General features: G+C 64.4%; 16 protein-coding genes. 4 read left to right on the top strand and 12 right to left on the bottom strand.

Annotated elements, in window-relative coordinates; translation table 11 throughout:
* The 10 genes from BVH03_RS17250 to BVH03_RS17205 form a co-directional block, all read right to left on the bottom strand.
* Window positions 1–2970: filamentous hemagglutinin N-terminal domain-containing protein (locus BVH03_RS17250; protein WP_218189548.1), on the bottom strand; the 2970-nt coding region annotated here is incomplete at its 3' end.
* Between the two features lie 26 nt (window positions 2971–2996).
* The gene (locus tag BVH03_RS17245) at window positions 2997–4721 is read right to left on the bottom strand and encodes a ShlB/FhaC/HecB family hemolysin secretion/activation protein (RefSeq protein WP_075962323.1); all 1725 of its coding nucleotides are present in this window, start codon (window positions 4719–4721) and stop codon (window positions 2997–2999) included.
* A gap of 436 nt (window positions 4722–5157) precedes the next feature.
* Window positions 5158–6120, bottom strand: a complete 963-nt coding sequence (locus tag BVH03_RS17240) for an amidohydrolase (RefSeq protein ID WP_075962322.1) — start codon at window positions 6118–6120, stop codon at window positions 5158–5160.
* A 1-nt stretch (window position 6121) separates the two neighbouring features.
* Window positions 6122–7132 carry a TRAP transporter substrate-binding protein gene (locus BVH03_RS17235; RefSeq protein WP_075962321.1) on the bottom strand — a complete coding sequence of 337 codons (1011 nt, stop codon included), beginning with the start codon at window positions 7130–7132 and terminating at the stop codon, window positions 6122–6124.
* Between the two features lie 24 nt (window positions 7133–7156).
* Entirely contained in the window at window positions 7157–8083 is a 927-nt protein-coding gene (locus BVH03_RS17230) for a YncE family protein (protein WP_075962320.1), read from the bottom strand.
* A 48-nt stretch (window positions 8084–8131) separates the two neighbouring features.
* Window positions 8132–9118, bottom strand: coding sequence for a TRAP transporter substrate-binding protein (locus BVH03_RS17225; protein WP_075962319.1), 987 nt, complete (start codon window positions 9116–9118; stop codon window positions 8132–8134).
* A gap of 31 nt (window positions 9119–9149) precedes the next feature.
* Window positions 9150–10430, bottom strand: a complete 1281-nt coding sequence (locus tag BVH03_RS17220) for a TRAP transporter large permease subunit (protein WP_075962318.1) — start codon at window positions 10428–10430, stop codon at window positions 9150–9152.
* Complete coding sequence (locus BVH03_RS17215) at window positions 10427–10954, bottom strand: TRAP transporter small permease (protein WP_075962317.1); 528 nt, start codon at window positions 10952–10954, stop codon at window positions 10427–10429. The genes BVH03_RS17220 and BVH03_RS17215 overlap by 4 nt, the downstream gene beginning before the upstream one ends.
* A gap of 131 nt (window positions 10955–11085) precedes the next feature.
* Entirely contained in the window at window positions 11086–12102 is a 1017-nt protein-coding gene (locus BVH03_RS17210) for a 4-hydroxythreonine-4-phosphate dehydrogenase PdxA (protein WP_075962316.1), read from the bottom strand.
* On the bottom strand, window positions 12099–12467 hold the full coding sequence (locus BVH03_RS17205; protein WP_075962315.1) for a hypothetical protein: 369 nt from the start codon (window positions 12465–12467) through the stop codon (window positions 12099–12101). Before BVH03_RS17205 ends, BVH03_RS17210 begins: the two co-directional genes overlap by 4 nt.
* Window positions 12468–12722: 255 nt before the next feature.
* Between BVH03_RS17205 and BVH03_RS17200 the strand changes: the two genes are divergently transcribed.
* The 4 genes from BVH03_RS17200 (at window position 12723) to BVH03_RS17185 (ending at window position 16895) form a co-directional block, all read left to right on the top strand.
* The gene (locus tag BVH03_RS17200) at window positions 12723–13727 is read left to right on the top strand and encodes a tripartite tricarboxylate transporter substrate binding protein (RefSeq protein WP_075962314.1); all 1005 of its coding nucleotides are present in this window, start codon (window positions 12723–12725) and stop codon (window positions 13725–13727) included.
* 69 nt (window positions 13728–13796) lie between these two features.
* Window positions 13797–14327: a tripartite tricarboxylate transporter TctB family protein gene (locus tag BVH03_RS17195; protein ID WP_075962313.1), complete on the top strand. Its 531-nt coding sequence runs from the start codon at window positions 13797–13799 to the stop codon at window positions 14325–14327.
* Window positions 14324–15844: a tripartite tricarboxylate transporter permease gene (locus BVH03_RS17190; RefSeq protein ID WP_075962312.1), complete on the top strand. Its 1521-nt coding sequence runs from the start codon at window positions 14324–14326 to the stop codon at window positions 15842–15844. The genes BVH03_RS17195 and BVH03_RS17190 overlap by 4 nt, the downstream gene beginning before the upstream one ends.
* A 112-nt stretch (window positions 15845–15956) precedes the next feature.
* A complete protein-coding gene (locus tag BVH03_RS17185) occupies window positions 15957–16895 on the top strand; it encodes a LysR family transcriptional regulator (protein WP_075962328.1) in 939 nt (312 codons plus the stop codon).
* A 52-nt stretch (window positions 16896–16947) separates the two neighbouring features.
* Here BVH03_RS17185 and BVH03_RS17180 read toward each other — a convergent pair whose 3' ends face one another.
* The gene (locus BVH03_RS17180) at window positions 16948–17880 is read right to left on the bottom strand and encodes an SMP-30/gluconolactonase/LRE family protein (protein ID WP_075962311.1); all 933 of its coding nucleotides are present in this window, start codon (window positions 17878–17880) and stop codon (window positions 16948–16950) included.
* A 37-nt stretch (window positions 17881–17917) separates the two neighbouring features.
* Window positions 17918–19273, bottom strand: a complete 1356-nt coding sequence (locus BVH03_RS17175; protein WP_075962310.1) for a gluconate:H+ symporter — start codon at window positions 19271–19273, stop codon at window positions 17918–17920.
* Between the last annotated feature and the right edge of the window lie 22 nt (window positions 19274–19295).

Raw genomic sequence — 19295 nt, 5'->3', positions numbered from 1 at the left:
TTGGCTGGAAATCTCCCCGCTGCGGTTGCTGACTGCACCCAGGTTGGTGAGCAGCAACGCACCGGGGGTGTTGAGCAAGCCGCCGTCGTTGTTCAACGCGCCACCTTGCAGATCGAGGCTGAGGCTGTCCTGACTGGAGAGTTCACCGCCTTGCTGTACCAGACTCGTTGCCTTGAGCAGCAGCGGTCCTTGGGCAGTGATATACCCCCCCGTACCATCGACCTGAGCGGCTTGCAGACTCAGGCTCTGTGCGCCGAACAGCCGCCCCTGGCGATTGTCCAGTTGACCGACCTGCAGGTCGAGCGCCCCCCTCGCCTCGATACGGCCCTGATGGTTGAACGCATGGCCCGTGCTGCCCTGCAACCGCTCGCCAGCGGAAAGCACGCCCTGCTCGTTGCGCAGCGTGCCCTCACCGAAGCGCCCGGCCTGCAAGCCCAGCGTCAAGTCGGTATTGGCGATGAGGCGTCCTGCGCTGTTGTCCAAGTGCTGGCCACTCACCGCAACGACCGTTTGCCCGGCTACTTCACCACCACGATTGTCGATACGTTCGACCATCAGGGTCAGGTCATCATTAGCAGTGATCCGACCGTTACGATTGTCCAGCACGTTGCCGCTGAGGCTCAGCCCCCGCTCCGCCGACAACGCACCGCCCTGCTGATCCAATTGCTCGACCCGGGCATTCAACCCGGCCTGGCTGAGCAGGCGTCCCGCTGCGTTATCCAGGCGACTCGCGGACAGTTCCAGGCCCCTGGCGCTGACCAATCCCGCGAGATTGAGCAGGGTGCCTTGAATGCGGAGCACGAGTCCCTGCTCCGAAAGCAACCGGCCGCCACTGTTGTCCAGGCGTTCGGCTGCCAGGGTGAAGCCCTGGGCGCTGGAGATTTCCCCGCTGCGGTTGCTGACTGCACCCAGGTTGGCGAGCAACAACGCGCCGGGGGTATTGAGCAGGCCGCCGTCGTTGTTCAACGCGCCGCCTTGCAGATCGAGGCTGAGGCTTTTTTGCCCCGCCAACACGCCGTCGTGCTGGTCAAGGCCGCTGGCGTTGAGCAGCAATGCACCCTCGGTCAGAATCCTGCCCTGGCGATTGAGCACCTGTCGGGCACCGATATCCAGTATTGTGCCGGCCGAGAGCAGGCCCTGCTCGTTGCTCAGGTCGGCGCTGCGCAGGTGCAGATCGACATCGCTCAGAATGCGTCCACCCTGATTGCCCAGCGTACCTTCGCTGGACAGCTGCAGGCTGTGGCCGGACACCTCGCCCTGACGGTTATCGATACGTGTGGCGCCGATTGCCAAACGGCCGTCACTGCCGATTACCCCCCCGACATTGTCCAGGCTACCGTCGAACGTGGCATTGCCTTGTCGCGCTGCCAGCTCGACATGCAGATCGCCAGCACTGGAAAGCCTGCCGCCACTGTTATCCACCTGGCCGCCATCGAGGCGCACGCTGCGTTCGCCATGTACCTGCCCTTGGGCGCGGTTGAGCAGTTGCCCGGCATCGAGGCGCAAATCACCAGCCAGCAGCCGGCCGCCATCGCTATTGTCCACAGTTTGGCTATCGATACGTGCCGTGGTGAGGCTGGAAATGTTCCCGGCCCGGTTATCCAGGCTATCGGCTTGCAGATGCAGCGCGGCATTGGCAGCCACTTGGCCAGTACGATTATCCAGAGCCCCGGCCGCCAGGCGCTGAGCGCCCTCAGCGAGCAGCCTACCGCTGCGGTTGTCCACACCATCGCTGCCGATGGTCAGGTCACGTCGCGCCAGCAGGCGACCGTCACGGTTATCCAGCAAGCCTTTGGCATCTACCTGCAGATCACGGTTTGCAACCACGCTGCCCGCGTTACGTATCTGCTTGCCCGCGAGCACGACGCTGCCCACGTCATTGCGGCTGTCGTCGCCATTCACGCCCGCTTCGACATGCCCCTCGTTGGTCAAGCTGGCGCTGCCAGTCAGCTCGACCCGATCGCGAGCAGCCAGGCTACCGCGGTTCACTAGGCTCTCCCTGGCCTGAACATCGAGCTGGGTCCCGGCGTACACCGGCCCCTGGGTTTCAACGCTCTTGGCGCGTGCCACGATCTGCCCGCTGGCCGCCGCATTATTGAGGGTCAACTGCCCGTTGGCATCTATCTGAATATCCCCGGCACTGGTCGCCATGTCGCCCGCCAGTTTCACGCCCACGCCCGCTTCGGTACCCATCAAGCGGATCGCGCCCGCATACATGCCGCCCAGTGCAGAGCTGTCGATGGCCAACTGGGGCTGCGTGGAACCGTCATCGGCCTTGGCAGTGGCCTGCAGGGTGGCGATGTCCACTTCATTGCGACCGGCGATGACGTTCAGGCGTTTGGCGTGGATTTCGGCATTGATCTGCGCGCTGCGAGTGATCAGGTCGAACTGGTCGACATTACTGGCATTGAGGCCGGCGCCTTGGATGGCGATGTCGCCGCCATTGACGTCGAAGCCCTGTAAACGGCCGTTGTTTACAACTGGAGCGCCGCTGCTCAGGGTCGCGCGCGGGGTGTTGATAAAGCCACAACCGTCGCAGGTGATGCCGTGGGGGTTGGCAACGATGACATGTGCAGCCTGCCCGGCCACTTCCGTGTAGCCCTGGAGCTGGCTGCGGTTGCTGCCGGTCACTTCGTTGAGGATGACGCCTGCCGCACTCCCTTGCAGATTAGGGTTGCCGACGATGATGCCGCCCTGCTGGGTACTCTGCAGCCGCTCGGTGGCGTTGTTGAGGATCAGCCCCTGCCCGCCGACGTTGTAGTCGGTGAATTTGTTGTGCGACAGGCCACTGCCAGTGGGCGTGGCGATGTTGACGATGGGCACGCCATTGCCGGCCCGGTCGAGGCTGGTATTGCCGCCCGCCTGGGCGTCGACGGTCAGTTGCGCCGCGGTGGCCGCGATGGGGTTGAGAAACATCACGCCGGCGAGGATCAGGGCAATGTTCTGGAAGAAGGGGCTGCGAACGTCCATGTCGGGGTGCTCCAGGGCGTAACGAATCAGAAGAACAGGTCAACGCGGAAATACACCGGGCGCTCACGCTCGGCGATGATGCCGGGGCGTTCCAGGGCGTGGGCGAAGGTCACGCTGGCGGCCAGATGCTCACCGCGGGCGCTGAGCTCCAGGGCGTGGCCGCTCAGGCGGCCACTGGCACCGGGGTTGTGCTCATCGTGGCTGATCACGCCAACGTCATAGGCCAGGGCGGCGCCGTATTGCTGCACGAAGGGTTGCACCGGCGCCCAGGTGACCGGCCGGGTCCAGCGCAGCTGGTTGCGCCAGTAACCGCCGCTGCTGCCAGAAAGATTCTGGTCCTTGAAGGCGCGCACCGAGTTGAGCCCACCGATGCTGATGCGCTGGGAGCTGAACAACTCGTCTTCGCTCTTCTGGCCGGTGGCCAGGCTGTCGAAGCTGAAGCGCTCGCCCCATAGGCTGAAAGGCTGCAGGTAACTCAAGGTCAGGCTGTATTTGTTGTAGCGCGCCACGGGCTGGTCGCCCCGGGGGTCGCCGTTGCTCTGGGCATCGAAGGCGCCGATGCCGCGCTGCCAGCCGATGTCGGCGTTGACGAAGGCGCTGCCGACACGCCGGCCATGGTTGAAGCCCAACTGCCATTCGCTCAAGCGGTTGCTGGAGGGATCGATGCGGCTGCCAAGGATGAAGTTGTTGGTACGGATATGGCTCAGGCCGGTATTGAAGGCGGTCTTGCTGACGCTGTCGCGGTGCAGCACGCGCTCGGCGCGCAGGGCATGCTGCTGGCTGTCGCCATCGGTCTCGAAGGGAAAACCGTTGCTCTGCGCCTGGGTGCGGTAATAGCTCTGGCTGTAACTATAGTCCACGCGCCACCAGCCATAGGGGATGCTGTAGGACAGGCTCTGGGCGTGGGAGTGGCGGTAGCGGTCACTGACCCCGTCGCGGCTGGCGCGCAGGCTCAGCTGGTCGGCCAGGCCCAGCGGGCTGTCCCAGGTCAGGCCCAGGCCCCACTGCTGCTCACCGGTGCTGCGCTGGCCATCGTTGTGGCGGTTGAGGTTGGCGTGCCAGGGCTTGCTGCGCTCGCCCTTGAGGCCGACGCGGCTACCGCCTACCTGCTCACCCGGCACCAATTCCAACTGGGCCGGGCGCGACGGCAGACGGTTGAGGTTGTCGACCAGTTGCTCCAGCTCGCGCAGGTTGAGGACCTCGCCGGGCTCGCCCGGAAAGCTCATGGCCAGCTCGCGGTCACTGGCCAGGGCGGAACTGTCGAGGCCTTCGAGGCGCCCTTCGACCACGGTGATTTTCAGGGTACGGGCCGACAGGTCCTGCTGCGGCAGGTAGGCGCGAGTGGTCACGTAACCACGGTCGACGTAATGGTTGGTGATCGCCTTGAGCAGCTCGTTGAGCTGGCTGACGCCCAGGCAACTGTCGGCGAATGGCGCGAGAATGGTTGCGCGGTCAGCCTCGGACAGCAGGCTGGCGCCGCTGATCTCGATCTGTTCGATGGCGAAGCAGCGCTCGCCCTCGGGTGCCGGTGGCGCCGCCGGCTCGGCGCGCTTGCCTGGTAGCTGCTGGAGTTCCTGCAGGCGCTGCTGCTGCTCGTCGAGCAGACGTTCCTGGCGATCGCGGATCAGGTCCTGGCTCAGGGGCGTCTGGCGGTTGCCGGGCAGGTCAATGGGGGGGGTCTGCGCCGATACGGCCAGCGACAGAGCAGACAGACAGAGGCATACCGCCGCAGGTCCATTGCGGAAAAACATAGGGTCGTCCCTGAAAAAAGCATGTCGTTTGAGAGCACGAATTAAAACATATGGCACCTAGCCATCAAAGACCGTTCGGCGGAAGCGGGTCCCACTGTCAAAGCTCGCCGCTACCGCTAATCCTGCTTTATTAGAATCTGTTCATAATCTTTAAGCCCAGATTCGTCGACTTTGGCGCCAAATGGCGGGAGTAGTCATCGGCGGAGCATTTGTGGGAGCGGGCGGGAACGCCTGTCCATGCCCACGATTTTTCGCGCGCATGGCGCGCTCCCAAACTGGACCGGCGAACGGCCGCCTCTGCCTTGTAGTTGCCACTTCATGCGCATACAAGACGTTGAACAGGCTCTCAGGGATGTTTCTAGAGCCGAGCTGATTCAGTCCGTTGCGAGGATCTGTTCCCGTTTCGGCGCGGCCGTGCGTGAAACGGGAACAGACCCTAGCAGCCCCTCAACTCGATCCGATAGAAATCCCGCGAATTGCGCCAGAAGAAGCCATCGCGCTGCGCCTCGTCGTAGTCTGCGAGGATCGTCTGCAGCGCCGTGACCAGCTCCCCATAGCCGATGCGCAGGCCGGCCACTGGGTAGTTGCTGGCGAACAGGCAGCGCTCGATGCCAAACAACGCGAGGGTTTCTTCGATCACCCCGCGGTTGCCTTCCAGCGTCCAGGGTTGATCCCGCAGCCCCAACTCGGAAACCTTCACGCTGACATTCGGCTGCGCCGCCAGCGCGGCCATGCCGGCGCGCCAGCCGTCGAGCCCGGCCGGGCTGCGGTCCCAGGGGAAGCCCAGGTGGTTGAGCACGATGGGCACCCTGGGAAAAGCCGCCGCTACCTCGGCGGCTTCCTGCAGGTGCCAGTAGGGCACGCGTAAATCCCAGGACAGCCCGTGCCTGGCCAGCAGCTCGAAGCCGCGCAGCCAGGCCTCGTCCTGCATGCTGCCACACTGGCCGCGCACGCTGGCGGCCAGCTCGGGGCGCGGTGCCGTCAGCGGCTTGCTGCGAATGCCACGCAGCAGTGGATATTCCAGATGCCGGCCAAGCACCTCCTCGCATTCCGGGCGATGCAGCCAGACGTGGGCGACCACCGCATTGGGAAAGCCGTAGCGCCCATGTTGCTCGTGTATCCAGCGGGTTTCCGCCACCTGATCGGCGCGGTCGTGCTCGGCCTCGCAATGCACCGTGGCCAGCATCCGCTGGCCGGCGCTGTCGGCCAGGTAATCTTCGGGCAGGTAGTTGCGCCGCAGGGCGCTGTAGTCGCCAAGAAAGAAACCCGGGTCGACCTCGTCCTGCAGCCAGGGGTAGCGGTGGCTGTCGAGATTCCACAGATGGTGATGGGCATCGATCAGCCGCTGCCCGCCTGGCGCGTACGGCAGACCAAGGCGCTGGTGCAGGCACTCGGGCATTTCAGTTGGCTCCACGCAGACGCTGCAGTTCGGCCTGCCAGGCGCTGAAGAACCCGGCGTCGATGCTGCCGCTCACCTGTTCGATGACCACCTTGGCCTGATCGACGAAGCGCTGGCGCTGCTCGTCGCTCAGCGCATTGACCTGCATGCCGCTGTCCCTGAGTTCGGCGAGTTTCTCGTTGTTGGCCTGGCGCGCCAGTTGACGCTGCTCTGCTCGTGCCTGTTCGGCGGCCTTGCGCACCTGGGTGCGCTGGGCGTCGTCGAGCGAGTCCCAGGTCTTCTTGCTCGTCAGCAGCACGTAAGCGGTGTAGATGTGCTCGCTGAGGGTCAGGTACTTCTGCACTTCGTTGTAGCGCTGGGTGGCGATCAGCGAGATGGGATTTTCCTGGCCGTCGATGGCATGCATCTCAAGGGCACTGAACACTTCGTTGATCGGCATCGGCTGAGCATTGGCGCCCAGGTGATCGAAGAAGGTGCGAAACACCGGGCTCTGCACGGTACGGATCTTCAGGCCCTCGAGGTCTTCCCACTTGTCGATGGGGCGCTTGCTGTTGGTCAGGTTGCGAAAGCCGATCTCCCAGAAACCCAGGCCGACCAGCCCCTTGGCCTCCAGCTTGGCCAACAGCTGCTGGCCCATCGGCCCGTCGAGCATGGTGTCCACCTCGGCGCTGGAATTGAACTGGTAAGGCAGGTCCAGCACGCCGAACTCCTTGACCAGCCCGACCAGTGTCGGCGCGCCCACCAGGGCGAACTCGATGGTGCCGGCCGGCAGAGCGCCGAGCATCTGTACATCGTTGCCAAGCATGGCTGACGGGAACACCTTGACGTTCAGCGCTCCGCCGCTGCCCTGCTTCAGATGTTCGGCGAACAGCTTGGCGCCTTGTGGCCCGGGGGCGTCGATGGGGTCACCGGCGCTGAGCTTGAGGCTGCGCACGTCGGCATGGGCGGCCAGCCCTGGCAGCAGCAGGGCCAGACCGAGCGCGGCCAGGGTACGAGTGAGTGCGTTGTTCATCTTGTTCTCCGAAAGCTCGGAACCTCAGCGCACGATGACCTGGGAAACATCAGGCTCGAGCAGGGTGTGGAAGTAACGCTGGAAGGTGAAGGTGTCGAGATCAAGCATGCCGACGCGCTGATCCTTGAGGGTGACGAAGGCCAGGTCACGGGTCGGGTGCAGGCTCATGGCGATGGCATGGGTGTCGAGCTCGATGCGCTGGATTTCCTCGAGATCGGCGTTGAATACCGAGATCGAGTGTTCGGCGTAGTTGGTCACGAACAGGCGACCCTGGCGGTCGCGGTAGATACGCGTCGGGTCGGCGCCGGTGCGGCCGCGGCGGGTCACCTGCAGGGTCTCGACATCCACAGCGACGATGCTGTTGTCGCCGCGGGTGGCGACGTACAGGGTGCGTTCGTCGGCGCTGAAGCAGTTACCCTCGGGCATGCTGCCAGGCTGCACCGGCACTGGCGCGATGGTCGGGTCCTGCGGCTTGAGGCGGGTGATGGTGTTGCTCAGCAGGTTGAGGGCGAAGGCGGTCTCGCCGCTGCGGGTCAGTGCCACCAGGTGGCTTTTGTAGCCGCCGGACGGAATGGCCCGATCCGCGGTGTCCTTGAGGTGCGGCTGGTCGAATATCAGCAGGGTCGAATTGCCTTCGCTGAGCACGTAGAGGCGATCCTGGTCGTCCATCGCCAAGCCGTGGGGACGGCGGAACGGCCAGATGCTCAGGGTGCGCACGTGCTCGGCCTTTTCCAGATCGATGACGAATACCGAGCAGCCACCCTCGCCTTCATGGCTGGAGGTTTCGATACCGTAGTGACCGACGTAGGCGAAGCGGTTCTGCGAATCCACCACGAACTCGTGGGGGAACTCCGGCAGGCGGATGTGCTTGATGGCGTTGCCGCTTTGCACGTCATAGAAGCTGAAGGTATGGGCGCATTTCTGCACCAGCAACAGAATTTCCTGACTCATGATCTCGATTCCTTGAAGCGGCGCTCGACGCGCCGACGGGTTGATAACTCAGCGCAGGGCGTCGATGGCTTCGAGCAGTTCGCTGCCGTGCTGTTTTGCAAAGGCCTCGCGCACCGGCGCGGACACCACTTCGCGGAAGGCCTCGCGGTCGACTTCCGGCTCGATCTGCATGCCCTTCTCGGCCAGCTCGACGAGGAACTTGCTGTCGTTCTCGGTATTCAGGCGGCGCTGAGTAGCGCCTGCGGCGCGGGCGGCGTCTACCAGCAGCGTCTGCTGCTCGGCTGGCAGCGCGTCGAACTTCTTCTTGTTCATCACCACCACCAGGGCGGTGTAGGCGTGGTGGGTCTGCGACAGGTATTTCTGCACTTCGTAGAAGCCTGACGACCAGGTGATGCTCAGCGGGTGCTCCTGGGCGTCAACCGCCCTCATTTCCAGGGCGTTGTACAGCTCGGCCAGCGGCAGCGGCTGCGGATTGGCGCCGAGCAGACGGAAGGCTTCGATCTGCGCCGGGTTGCTGGACGTGCGGATCTTCAGGCCCTTGACGTCATCGGGCACGCGCACCGGTTTGCGCGAGTTGGTGATATCGCGAAACCCCACTTCCCAGTAGGCCAGGCCCTTGAGGTTGTAGGCAGCAAGATCGTCGAGCAGCTGCTGACCGATTTCGCCGTCCAGCACGCGGTAGGCATGGGCGCTGTCGGCGAACACGAAGGGCAGATCGAGCACCGACATGCGCGGCGTCAGGCCGCTGAAGTTGGGCGTGCCGGACATCTCCATCTCGATGGTGCCGCCGCGCACGCCAGCGATCATCGCCTGGTCGTTGCCCAGCATGCTGTTGCCGTAAGGGCGCACCAGCAACTCACCCTTGGAGCCATCCTTGACCCGCTGCGCGAATTCCTTGGCCGCCAGGCTCTGGGTGTCGCTGTCCGAGCCAGCGAAACCGAAGCGCAGGGTGGTGGCCGCCTCGGCCTGCAGCAGCGAACAGCTCAGCAGAAACAGGCAGCCCAGGGTGCGTAAGGTGTTCTTGTTGTTTTTCATCGTTACATCCTTGCAGTGAGGGAAAACGGATTCAGGGCAGGAACCAGCGCATCGGTGTCATCACCAGTTCCGGGAAAATGATCAGCAGCGCCAGCACGCCCAGGTGCGCGAACAGGAAGGGGGTCACGCCGCGCATCACGCCATCGAGCGGCACCTTGCCGACGCCGCTCATGACGCTGAGCACGTTGCCGATCGGCGGGGTGATCAGGCCGATGGAGGTGTTGAGGATGAACAGGATGCCGAAGTACACCGGGTCGATACCGGCCATCTTGATCACCGGCATGAACACCGGAGTGAGGATCAGCACGATGGGCATCAGGTCCATGGTGGTGCCGACCAGCAGCACGATGACCATGATCACCACCAGCAGCAATTGCGGGCGATCGATCAGCGGTTCGAGCAAGCCGCTGACCAGCATTGGCAGCTCGGCGATGGTCATCAGCCAGGACGACACCAGCGCCGCGGCCACCAGGAACATCACCACCGCGCTGGTGCGCCCGGCATCGAGAAACACCTTGAACAGGTCGCGGATCTTCAGCTCGCGGTACACGAACAGCGAAACGAACAGCGCATACATCGCCGCCACGGCCGCGGCCTCGGTTGGCGTGAAGATGCCCATCTTCAGACCACCGATGATCAGCACCGGCAGCAGCAAGGCCCAGATACCGTCGAGGAAGGCTCTCCAGACTTCACTGAACGGCGCCTTCTCGCCACAAGGCAGATCACTCTTGCGCGCCAGCCACCACCAGGTCATCCACAGCGCCAGACCCATCATCAGCCCCGGTACGATGCCGGCCATGAACAGCTTGGTGATCGATACGCCGCCGGCGACCCCGAACACCACCAGGGGAATCGACGGCGGGATCACCGGCGCGATGATGCCGCCAGCGGCGATCAACCCAGCCGAGCGGTTGGGGTCGTAGCCGGCTTTGCGCATCATCGGCATCAGCATCGCCGCCACGGCGGCGGTGTCGGCCACCGCCGAGCCGGACAGCGACGCCATCACCATGGCCGCAATGATCGCCACGAAACCCAGGCCACCGCGCTTGTGACCGACCAGTGCCATGGGTAGGGCGACGATACGCCGCGACAGGCCACCAGCATTCATCAGCTCGCCCGCGAGCATGAAGAACGGAATGGCCAGCAGCGGGAAACTGTCGGCGCCGCTGATCAGGTTCTGGGCGAGAATCTGCGCGTCGAAGGTGTCGAGCTGGATCATCAGCGCGACGCCGGCCACCAACAGCGCGAAGGCCACCGGAATACGCATCGCCATGGCACCCAGCAGGGAGCCGAGAAATACCATGATGGTCATTTCGACACCTCGGAAATCGGCGCGTCTTCAGGGTTCTGCGGCATCACCCGATCCGGGTCGATATGGCGGAACAACAACAGGTACAGGCGCTGGATCATGATTGCCGCCATGCCCAGGCTACACACCACGCCGGCGGCGTACATCAGGCCCAGCGGCAGCCCCGCCACTGGCGACAGGTTGTCCATGTTGATCACGGTCTGCTTGTAGCTGCCGACCAGAAACAGGCCGCAGCAGAACAGCATCATCAACTCGGCGAGCACCGCGCAGATGCGCTGGCCGAGGGCCGGCAGGCGGCGGTAGAGCAGGTCGATGCCCAGGTGGGCGTTGTCGCGCAGGGCGACCACCGCACCGATGAAGGTCAGCCACACGAACAGGTAGCGCGCGCCTTCGTCGGACAGCGCGATGCCCGAGTTGAAGCCGTAGCGCAGCACCACGTTGCAGAACACCAGGATCACCATGGTGCCCATGCACAACACCACGATGCTTTCGAACAGCCGCGACAGCAGCAAGGTCAGCAGACGCATGGCCGTGCCCTCCCCTTCAACCCCTTGACGCCGCCCATGGGGCAGCCCATCGATGGCCGCAAGGGCCGCCAACTGTTGTGAACGTCCATGACTGGCTCCTCTTTATTGTTGTTCTAGGCAAGAAGGTGCGATCAGCTCCGTTGCCGGCTGCCCATGCGGCAGGCGATCTCGAAGGCCTGACGGGTCGCGCCAACGTTGGCCCTGCCCTGCCCGGCGATGTCGAAGGCGGTGCCGTGGGCCGGCGTGGTGATCGGGATCGGCAGGCCGCCCTGCACCGTCACGCCGCGGGAGAAGCCCATCAGCTTGATGGCGATCTGGCCCTGGTCGTGGTACATGGTCACCACCGCGTCGAAGGCCTGGCTGTCGCCCTGCACCTTGAGAAAGATGGTGTCGCCCGGATACGGGCCGATGGCGTCGATTCCCTGCCCACGGGCGCGCTCCACTGCAGGGCCGATGATGTCCAGTTCCTCGCGCCCGAAACTGCCGTTGTCGCCGTTGTGCGGATTGAGGCCGCAGACGCCGATGCGCGGCTTTTCCAGGCCATTGCGTTTGAGTGCGGTGTCGATCAGGCGGATCGCCTCGATCACTCGATCCTGACTGAGCATGCCCGGCACGTCGGCCAATGCCACGTGGGAGGTCACCCGCGAGGTCCACAGGTTGTCGAGCACGTTGAATTCGCAGAACGGACCATCGAAACCCAGGTATTCGGCGAACCAGTGCAGCTCGTCGCTGTGGCCCATGCCGGCCATGTGCAGCGAAGTCTTGTTCAGCGGGCCGAACAGAATGGCGTCGGTCGTACCGTCGGCGGTCAGGCGCAGGGCCTGCTCGAGGGTGTCGAGGCAGTACTGGCCGCCGATCACGCTGGCTTCGCTGCGCGGGAAATCGCCCTCGGCGCGGCCGCGAAACGGCAGTAGCAGCGGTGTGTCGTCAGCGAAACTCAGATTGTCGGTCGAGTCGATCACGCGGTACGGGAACGACTGACCGGCGATGTCCATGCCGCGGCGCACCTCGGCTTCGTCGGCGATCAGCAGCACCTGGGCCTTGCCGCGGACCTGTGGCTCGGCGAGCAGGCGAGCGATCAGCTCGGGGCCGATGCCGGCGGGATCACCCAGCACCATGGCCAGGCGGGGAAGCGTCGAGTTGCTCATGCGGTTGTCCTCAGGTCAGAAGCTGCGTCCGGGATGCGAACGACATCGGGCACGGTGCGCCGTGCGTTACGGTAGAAACGGGCCACCTGCTGCGCAGGCAATGACCCGGTGGCTATGGGTTGGCAGCCACCGTTGCTGAAAGAAGGAGAGAACTGCCACCACGCGGCAGCCAGAGGCAGGCTGCAAAGCATCAGCGCCTGCACGCTGGGCGGGGTGCCAGCCACTGCGCCAAGAGCGAGCAGGATGATCGCCCCAAAAACGATGACGGCGAAGACGATACGTCGGTGTGCGCCGCAGGGTCTGCCTGTCAGGGCCTGATTCAGGGAAGCGTGCACCGGCAGGGCGCCAGGTTGAGCCTGAGCCATGGGGACTACCTCTGCAATGTTGTTCTTGTAGTACCGAGCGACGAGCGGTCAGCCGGCTGAGCAAACTATCTGCCCGGCCAACGATAACCGTCTAATCAAAGCTTCTCATACGGACATAGCCTGGAGTTATCACTGCGCACGGATGCCAGGCATAACCTGAGGCTATCGGAGTATCAGTTCTTTTGAGTGGACGCTTATCGACACCCTTCGCACACTCCAGGCAACCCACAAGAACGACAACAATGAGGTAGCCCCATGTACAGCCCCCGTACGCGTCATTTTCCGGCCCTGCTTACCGCACTGCTCTGCGCTGCGCCCCTGGCTGCGGTAGCGGACTGGAAACCCGAAAAGAACGTGGAGATCGTGGTGGCCGGCGGCCCCGGTGGCGGCACCGACCAGCTCGGCCGGGTGATCCAGTCGGCGATCACCCAGCACAAGCTGCTCGACGTCAACACCGTGGTGCTCAACAAGGGTGGCGGCAACGGTGCCGAAGCCTTCCTGGAGATGAAGCTCGCCGAAGGCGATGCCAACAAGCTGGTGATCGGCACCAATAACATCTATCTGCTGCCACTGGTGGCCAAGCTGGGTTACCAGTGGACGGACCTGACGCCGGTCGCGGCGGTGGCCGAGGATGACTTCATTCTCTGGACCTACCAGGGTTCGCCCTGGAAGGATGCCGCCGCGTTCAAGGCCGACCTGGCCAAGAACACCACCAAGATGCGCATCGGTGGCAGCCAGTCCAAGGACGTCGACCAGACCCTGTCGCTGCTGCTCGGTCAGCAGGCAGGCGCGAAGATCACCTACATCCCCTTCAAGAGCGGCAGCGAGGCGTCCACGCAACTGGCCGGCAAGCACATCGCCGCCAACTTCAACAACCCGGCCGAAAGCGTCAGCCAGTGGCGCGGTGGCCAGGTGGTGCCGCTGTGCGTATTCAGCGAGTCGCGCATGGGCTACACCCGGAAAGTCACCGAGGCCCAGTCCTGGGCCGACGTGCCGACCTGCAAGGAGCAGGGCCTGGGCATCGACCAGTACCGTTTCCCGCGCACCGTGTTCCTGCCTGGTGGCGTCAGCGACGAGCAGCGCGCGTTCTACGTCGAGCTGATGCGCAAGGTCAGCCAGACGCCGGAGTTCAAGGCCTACGTGGAGCGCTCGGCCCTGGCGCCGACCTTCCTTTCCGGTGATGAGCTGGTGAGCTACATCGAGAAGGATCGTGAGCGCGTGACACCTGTGTTCAAGCAGGCCGGCTGGCTGCGCGAGTAGCCCACGCGCTGATCGGGTCCGGCGTGCCATGCGGCCGTCGGACAGCCCTGCACTCAGGAGAAAATACCCATGTCCAACACCACGGATACGCCGCTGGTCGCCACCCGCTGGGTGGAGATCGGCTTGGCATCGTTCACCGCTGCCCTGGGCGGCATCGTCATGTTCGGCGCCATCGAGATCGGCATCGGCTGGGGCGACGCCGGCCCGCAAGCCGGTTACTTCCCCTTCTACATCGGTCTGCTGATGAGCGCCGCCAGCGTCGGCAACCTGATCCTGGCCCTTTTGCGCACGCCGGCGATGAGCGCCGCGTTCGTCAGCCGCCAGGCGTTCGGCCAGGTGCTGGCGGTGTTCGTGCCGATCGCCCTGTACGTGATCGCCATGCCCTTCACCGGCATCTACCTGGCCTCGGCGGTGTTCATCGCCTGGTTCATGTGGCGCGATCGCCAGCGCAGCAAACCCTACGGCATTGTCACCGTGGCAGCGTTTTCCTGCGGGGCGGCACTGGCCAGTTACCTGATCTTCGCGCTGTGGTTCAAGGTGCCACTGGACAGCGGCGTGCTCGGCGACCTGGTGGCCGTTGCCGGAGGGGCATTGCGATGAGCGAAATCGACTCCCTGATGCAGGGCATGGCGCTGATCCTGACCCCGCACCACATCGGCCTGATGGTCATCGGCGTGCTACTCGGCATTCTCGTCGGCGTGCTGCCCGGCCTCGGCGCCCCCAACGGCGTGGCGCTGCTGCTGCCGCTGACCTTCACCATGGAACCGGTGTCGGCGATCATCCTGCTCTCGTGCATGTACTGGGGCGCACTGTTCGGCGGCTCGATCACCTCGATCCTGTTCAACATTCCCGGCGAACCCTCGTCGGTGGCGACCACCTTCGACGGCTACCCCATGGCCCGCAACGGCCAGGCCGGCGAAGCGCTGACCGCGGCCTTCACCTCGGCGCTGCTCGGTGCGCTGGTCGGCGTGCTGCTGCTGACCTTCCTGTCGACGCGCATCGCCGAGTTCGCCATGGAATTCAGCTCACCGGAGTTCTTTGCCGTCTACCTGCTGGCGTTCTGCACCTTCATCGGCATGAGCAAGAACCCGCCGCTGAAAACCGTGGTGGCGATGATGATCGGCTTCGCCATGGCCGCCGTCGGCATGGACACCGTGTCCGGCGAACTGCGCCTGACCTACGACCAGCCCTGGCTGCTCTCGGGCCTGAGCTTCGAGGTGGCGGTGATCGGCCTGTTCGGTATCGGCGAGATTCTCTGCACCGTCGAGGAAGGCCTGGTGTTTCGTGGCGAACGCGCACGCATCACACCGATGACCATCCTGCGTACCTGGGCCAGGCTGCCGCGCTACTGGCTGACCTGGCTGCGCAGCGCCCTGGTAGGCTGCTGGATGGGGGTGACGCCCGGCGGGCCGACTGCCGCCTCGTTCATGAGCTACAGCCTGGCGCGGCGCTTCTCGAAGAACCGCGACAACTTCGGCAAGGGCGAAGTGGAAGGCGTGATCGCCCCGGAAACCGCCGACCACAGCGCCGGCACCAGCGCCCTGCTACCGATGCTGACCCTCGGCATCCCCGGCTCGGCGACCGCCGCAGTGATGCTCGGCGGCCTGATGATCTGGGGCCTGCACCCGGGGCCGACGCTGTTCGTCGAGCAGCACGACTTCGTCTGGGGCCTGATCGCCAGCATGTACCTGGGCAACGTGGTGAGCCTGATCGTGGTGCTGGCCACCGTGCCGCTGTTCGCCTCGGTCCTGCGCATTCCGTTCTCGATCATCGCGCCGATCATCATCATGGTCTGCTCGATCGGCGCCTATTCGGTGCACAACTCGATGTTCGACGTTGGCCTGATGCTGATCTTCGGTGCCCTGGGTTACCTGTTCAAGAAGCTCGGCTACCCCATCGCCCCGCTGATCCTCGCTGCGGTGCTGGGCGACAAGGCCGAGGATGCGTTCCGCCAGTCGATGCTGTTCTCCGACGGCCAGCTGTCGATCTTCTGGTCCAACCCACTGGTCGGCAGCCTGACCACCGCCGCGCTGCTGATGCTGTTCTGGCCGCTGCTGGCCCGTGGCCTCAAGGCGCTGTTCGGCGCACGCCAGGGGCAGGCCCGTCATGTCTCGTAATCGCCAGCAGGCCGGGCTGTTCCTGGCCACGGCCACGGGGCGCTCGCTGCTGACTGGCGAGCGCCGCGATTTCTTGTCACCCTTGGCCGATTCCCCTGCCACGAGCCGCGCCATGTCCCGCATTCCTGACGCCAGCATCATCCACAGCCGCCTGCGCTTGCGGCAGTTGCGCCTGATGCTGGCCCTGCAGGAGTTCGGCTCGCTGCGCCGGGCCGCCGAGGAGATCGGCATGACCCAGCCGGCGGCGACCAAGATGCTCCACGAAGCGGAAAGCCTGCTTGGCGTCGAGCTGTTCGAGCGCCTGCCGCGCGGCATGCGTGCCACGGCGTTCGGTGAAACGGCGATCTACTACGCCAAGATGATCTTCGCCGAGCTGTCGGGCATGCGCGAGGAATTCGCCGCGCTGGAATCGGGCAACCTCGGTCGGGTCACCATCGGCGCCATTCCGGCCCTGGCCTCGGGCCTGCTGACGCGCACCATCGCCACCCTCAAGCAGAGCCACCCGCGGCTGTCGATGAGCATCCAGGTCGACACCAGCGACGTGCTGGTGCAGGCCCTGCAGCAGGACCAACTGGACGTGGTGCTGGGGCGGATTCCCGATGGCGCGCGCACCGATGACCTGCTGTTCGACAGCCTCGGCGAGGAAACCCTGTGCGTGGTGGCCGGCGCCCAGCACCCCATGGCCGGCGCCAGCAAGCTGACCTGGCACGAGCTGCAGGACCTGACCTGGGTGCTGCAGCAGCACCCCAGCCCGATGCGCACCATCATCAACCAGGCGTTTCACAACGCACGGGTCGACATTCCCAGCAGCATCGTCGAAACCACCTCGATCATGACCCTGCTGTCGCTGTTGCAGCAGACCGACATGATCGGCGTGACCCCGGTGTCGGTGATCAACGACTACCCCGGCAAGCACCTGCTCAAGATCCTGCCGATCACCTTCGAGCCACGCCTGCCGCCCTATGGCCTGATCACCCGCCGCCACCGCATCCAGTCGTCGGCCATGCAGGCGTTCATCGACGCGGTGAAGGAAGAACACGCTGCGGACTAGAACGCCCCGGAAGGGTCGGCCCACCGAGGCTACGCGGACCGAACCCTCCAAGTTACAACGCCGGCCGTACTTCCAGGCGATACAGCGAGGTGCTGGCGACGATGAACAGGTAGCGACCATTCGCACCACCGAACGTCAGGTTGCCGACCTTCTCGGGAACAGGAACGTGCGCCAGCCGGGTTCCATCCGGATGATAGACCTGTACCCCATCGGCACTGCTGATGAACAGCCAACCGCGGGCATCGACACGAAAGCCGTCCGGCAGCCCAGGCTCGATCACCGCGAAGACTCTGGGATTGGCCAGCACCCGTCCGCCCAGCACATCGAAGGCGATGACCTGATGATTGCCATTCGCACGCCGTGCCGCCGAGGTATCGGAAACGTAGAGCACCCGCTCATCCGGTGAGAATGCCAGGCCGTTGGGCTCTTCCAGCAGGTCGCTGGCGATCTCCAGCGCACCGATGACCGGATCGAAACGAAATACATGGTTGTGCCGCTGCTCGGGCTCGGCCCTGTACCCTTCTCGATCAGAAAGAATGCCGTAAGGTGGATCGGTGAACCACAAGGAACCGTCACCCTTGACCACGATATCGTTGGGCGAATTCAGACGTCGCCCCTGATAGTGGCTGACCACCAGTTCGTCGTCGGCCAGCGGCTGCGAACGCCCGTTGCCGAGGCGAGTACGCAGAATCGCCCTGAGCCCGTGGGAGCAGTGCAGCAACGAGCCATCCAGATCCAGCGTATGGCCATTGCAGAACTCGGCACCCGTTCGCCACACGCTGAGCCCCTGCTCCTCGTTCCAGCGCAATATGCGGTCATTGGGTATGTCGCTCCACAGCAGGGCGGCCTGGTCCTCGATCCATACCGGCCCTTCGCCCCAGGTTGCACCACTGGCCAGTCGCTGCACGACAGCGCCCGGAGGAAACAGCTCGGCCGCTCGTGCGTCGAAAATTTCAGGTGTTGCCTGCAACGGTTGGTCACTCATGTTTCGAATCTCCTGAAAAAGACCGATCCCGCCAGGCTCAGACCCACGGCCAAACCAGCAGGATGAGAATCAGCGCAACGAAACCACCCACGGTGGTAAGCGGTGTCCAGGTGCGCAAGCCATCGGCCACGCTCAGCCCGAGCATGCGCGTGACGATCCAGAACCCCGGATCGTTGACATGGGAGAGCGCCATGCCGCCGGCCCCCATGGCCAAGCCGAGAAGTGCCAGCTGGCTGGCGCTCAGGGATGCCTCCACGATCAGCGGCGCAATGATGCCAGCGGTGGTCATCAGGGCTACCGTCGTGGGCCCCTGGGCGGCACGCAGCAACAGGGTGACGGAGAAGGCCAGCAGCAGCAGCGGCAGGCCGGTGGATTGCAGCGCCTCGGCCAACGCGCCGCCGATGCCCGTGGACACCAGAACCCTGGCGAAGGCGCCTCCGGCACCGGTTACCAGAATCACCATGGCTACACCCGGAATCGCCGAACCAAGCACGTCGCTCACCGTCGCCAGCGGCATACCTCTGCGAATGCCCAGCAGATAGGCGCAGGCCAGCACACCCACCATCAGCGCGACGTAGGGAATACCCAGGAACATCAACAGGGAACGCCCCATCGCGTTTTCCGGCATGAGCATCGAGGCCAGGGTACCGAGCATGATCAGTGCGATGGGCAGCGCGATCAGGCTGGCGACAAGCCTTGCCCGTGGCAGCGCCGGGCTTTCGTTGCTGACGGTGCTAGTGGCGTTCGTCAGGCTGGCGGCAACATCGTCGCTGATGGCGAAATCACGACGGGTCAGCACATTGCTGGCGAGGAATACCGCGACGCTGGTCAGCCCGGCAATCGGCAGGCCAAGCATCAGCATCCTGCCGATATCGATACCCAGCTCCCCCGCCACCGCGACCATGCCAGGGTGTGGTGGCAGCAACGCATGTACCACCAGCAGCACCATGCACATGGGCAGGGCCAGCGATACCAGGCGCAAACCGCGCGAGCGTGCCAGGCCGTAGGCCAGCGGCATCAACATGATCACACCGACCTCGAAGAACACCGGAATACCCACCCCGAAGGCCGTGAACATCATGGCCACCGGTACGCGTCGCTGGCCGAAGCGGCGCACCATGTAACCGGCGAGCGCTTCTGCACCACCGGACAGTTCGACCATGCGCCCGATCATCGCCCCCAGAGCGATGATCACCGCAATGTGCCCCAGGGTTTTTCCCAGCCCTCCTTCGATGGCTTCGGTCAGTTGCTCGACAGGCACGCCTGCCGCCAGGGCCAGGCCGGTAGCCACCAGTAGCAGGGCCACGAACGGCGGAATGCGAACCACGAGAATCAAGAGAAGAAGAATGCTCAGGGCACCCGCGCCCAGCATCAGCAGCGTCAACATTTCCATGAAGGTAATCTCCTTGTTGTGG

Source organism: Pseudomonas sp. PA15(2017) (genome assembly GCF_001945395.1).
Lineage (GTDB): Bacteria > Pseudomonadota > Gammaproteobacteria > Pseudomonadales > Pseudomonadaceae > Aquipseudomonas.
This window is presented reverse-complemented; position numbering and strand designations above follow the sequence as displayed.